We start from the raw sequence: 2,639 nt of genomic DNA on the forward strand, positions 1-2,639 counted from the left end.
AAGACACGCTGTGGGGCCGCGCCCGCGTCGCCGACCTGCCGCGCTACCCGCGCGTGCACAGCCATCCGGGCGCAGCCGACCTGGCCCACATGACCCAATTGCTGGACGCTGCCGAACGCCCCTTCCTGCTGCTGGGCGGCAACGGCTGGCACCAGACCGCGATCGACCAGATCGCCGGCTTTGCCGAGCGCTTCGAGCTGCCGGTGGGGACCGCCTGGCGCCGCCTGGAGTGCTTCGACCAGCGCCACCCCAACGCCGCCGGCCACGTCGGCTGGGCCATGACGCCGGAACTGCGCCAGCGCCTGCGCGACGCCGACCTGGTGCTTGCCGTGGGCACGCGCATGGGCGAGGCCACCACCGAAGGCTATACCGTCATCGAGAGCCCGCTGCCGCGCCAGCAACTCATCCATGTGTATCCCGACGCCGCCGAGCTGGGCCGCGTGTTCTCGCCGACCCAGGCCATCGTGGCGGATGTGGCCAGCTTCGCCGCCAGCGTGGCCCAACTGATCCCCGGCCACAAGACGGCACGCGCCGCCGCCGTGCGCGCAGCCCACCAGGAACTGGTCGACAGCCTGGAACCGCTGGCCTCGCCCGGCCCCATGAGTCTGGACCAGGCCGCCGCCTACGTCGACGCGCATGTGCCGGCAGACGCCTGCATCACCGTGGGCGCGGGCAACTATGCGCTGTATCCCCACCGCTACCGCCGCTACGCCGGGCCGGGCACCAGCCTGACGCCCACCGTGGGCTCCATGGGCTACGGCCTGCCGGCGGCCATCTCGGCCAAGCTGGAAGACCGCAAGCGCACGGTTGTCTGCTACGCCGGCGACGGTTGCTTCCAGATGAATATGCAGGAGCTGGGCGTGGCGCTGCAATACCGCCTGGGCGTGGTGGTGCTGGTGTTCAACAACGGCATCTGGGGCACCATCCGCGCCCACCAGGAACGCGAATTCCCGGCCCGCACCATCGCCCTGTCCTTCGAGAACCCGGACTTCACCCAGATCATCCGCGGCTACGGCGGCTATGGCGAAGCCGTGGAAGACACCGCCAGCTTCGGCCCTGCTTTCGAGCGCGCGCTGGCCTTTGCCGAGCGCGAGAACCTGCCGGCCCTGCTGGAAATCCGTTACGACGCCAATGGCATTTCGCCGGGCGAAACCCTGATGGGCATACGCGAGGCCGCGCTGGCCCGCAGTGCCGCCGCCAGCCACTGACACAGAGGGACTCCAACATGACGACGACTATCTCGATCAACGGACAGCGGCTGTGGCAGTCGCTGATGGACCTGGCCCGGATCGGCGCCACCCCCAAGGGCGGCAACTGCCGCCTGGCCCTGACCGCGCTGGACGGCCAGGGCCGCGACCTGGTCACCGGCTGGATGCGCGATGCCGGCCTGACGCTGCGCGTGGACCAGGTGGGCAACATCTTCGCCCGCCGCGCCGGTCGCAACAATGAGCTGCCGCCGGTCATGACCGGCAGCCATATCGACACCCAGCCCACCGGCGGCAAGTTCGACGGCTGCTACGGCGTGCTGGCGGGCCTGGAAGTCATGCGCAGCCTGAATGATCATGGCGTGGTCACGGAGGCGCCGCTGGAAGTGGCCATCTGGACCAACGAGGAAGGCTCGCGCTTCGTGCCCGTGATGATGGGTTCCGGCGTGTTCGCCGGTAAATTCCCGCTGGAAGTGGCGCTGTCCGCCACCGACCGCGACGGCAAGTCGGTGGCCGACGAGCTGGCCGCCATCGGCTACGCCGGCGCGGATCCCGTGGGCGGCCGCCCGGTAGGCGCCTACTTCGAGGCCCACATCGAACAGGGCCCGATCCTGGAGCACGAAGAAAAAATGGTCGGCGTGGTGACCGGATCGCTCGGCCTGCGCTGGTATGACGTGACCGTGACCGGCATGGAAATGCATGCCGGCCCCACCCCGATGCCGATCCGGCGCGACGCGCTCTACGCCGCCAGCTACCTGCTGCAGGCGGTCGTCGAGATCGCCAACGACAACCAGCCGCACGGCCGCGGCACCGTCGGCGAGATCCACGCGCATCCCGGCTCGCGCAACGTCATCCCGGGCCAGGTGCGCTTCACGGTGGACCTGCGTCACGAAGACGAAGCCACGCTTACCCGCATGGACCAGCGCTGGCATGAAATCTGCGCGGAAATCGCGCAACGCCACAACGTGGACGTGGACGTGAAGCACGTGCAGTACTTCCCGCCCACGCCGTTCGACCTGGACCTGGTGGGCAAGGTTCGCGACGGCGCCGCCCGCCGCGGGCTGGCCGCCATGGACATCGTCACCGGCGCCGGCCACGACGCGGTCTACATGGCTGCCGTCACGCCCACCGCCATGATCTTCGTGCCCTGCAAGGACGGCGTCAGCCACAACGAGATCGAGGACGCCAAGCCCGCCGACCTGGAAGCTGGCTGCAACGTGCTGCTGGACGCCATGGTGGCGCGCGCCAACGCCCAGGGGGTCCGCTCATGAACCAGGATGCCGCTTACTGGCGCGCCCGCGCCGCCGCGCTTGCCTTCAACGGCCAGGCCTATATCGACGGCGCCTACTGCGGCGCGGCCGATGGCGCCACCTTCCCCGCCACCAGCCCGATAGACGGGCGCAAGCTGGCCGACGTGGCCGCCTGCGGCGCGGC

General features: G+C 69.8%; 2 protein-coding genes and 1 pseudogene. All 3 read left to right on the forward strand.

The genetic code is table 11. The features are described from left to right. The coding region (locus VIR09_RS25330) for a thiamine pyrophosphate-dependent enzyme (protein ID WP_332015354.1) at nt 1-1,208 on the forward strand (1,208 nt) is incomplete at its 5' end. A gap of 17 nt (nt 1,209-1,225) precedes the next feature. Beyond that, on the forward strand, nt 1,226-2,476 hold the full coding sequence (locus VIR09_RS25335; RefSeq protein ID WP_332015355.1) for a Zn-dependent hydrolase: 1,251 nt from the start codon (nt 1,226-1,228) through the stop codon (nt 2,474-2,476). Beyond that, a pseudogene (locus VIR09_RS25340) lies at nt 2,473-2,639 on the forward strand (aldehyde dehydrogenase PuuC); the annotation flags it as partial. The gene VIR09_RS25335 and the pseudogene VIR09_RS25340, both read left to right, overlap by 4 nt.

The sequence above is a fragment of the Achromobacter sp. genome, from assembly GCF_036567245.1.
Taxonomy (GTDB): Bacteria; Pseudomonadota; Gammaproteobacteria; order Burkholderiales; family Burkholderiaceae_B; genus Achromobacter.